Source organism: Acinetobacter sp. AL9 (assembly GCF_041464035.1).
In the GTDB taxonomy this organism is placed as follows: Bacteria; Pseudomonadota; Gammaproteobacteria; order Pseudomonadales; family Moraxellaceae; genus Acinetobacter; species Acinetobacter towneri.
Genome location: NZ_JAYFSK010000155.1, coordinates 1 through 613 on the forward strand (window position 1 = coordinate 1; position 613 = coordinate 613).

Genomic DNA, 613 nt, shown 5'->3' on the forward strand with positions numbered 1-613 from the left:
CTAGGACTTACGCATTGACGGATTCAAAAAAGTATTAAAATACTTTATAAAGTATCTGTGATCAGACGAATTAAACATGCTTCTACAGCAACTTGTACATTACCCATTTATATGGGCTTTCTCATGACAGAACCGAACTCTATTAGCTGCACACAACTTGCCGAGACTTATAACATCTCGCATGATAGTGTAAATCGCTTTCTAGAACGTGAAGACTACACACCTCACGACCTATATCAAGAAGCAATTCAACATATTGATAATAATAAACTTATAGTCAGTATTGATGATACTGTTTTAGATAAACCCTATAGTCAACATATGGACTTGGTTAGCTATTTTTGGTCAGGCAAACACCACCGATCCGTCAAGGGTATTAATCTCATTACCTTGTATGCGACAGATCAGAATGGTCAAAATATTCCAATTAATTTCCGAATTTATGACAAATCTGAAAGTAAAACCAAGAATGATTACTTTATGGATATGTTAAGTGAAGTACTCAGTTGGGGTGCAAAGATTCAATTTATTACAGGTGATAGTTGGTATTCATCGACTGGAAATCTAAAAACCATAAGAAAATATGGTATTCGATTTATGTTTGGTATCGACT

1 pseudogene is annotated in these 613 nt (G+C 34.4%); it reads left to right on the top strand.

The features are described 5' to 3' along the window. Positions 1-57: 57 nt before the first annotated feature. Positions 58-613, top strand: a pseudogene (locus tag ACEO2X_RS14070) (IS701-like element ISAba11 family transposase); the annotation flags it as partial.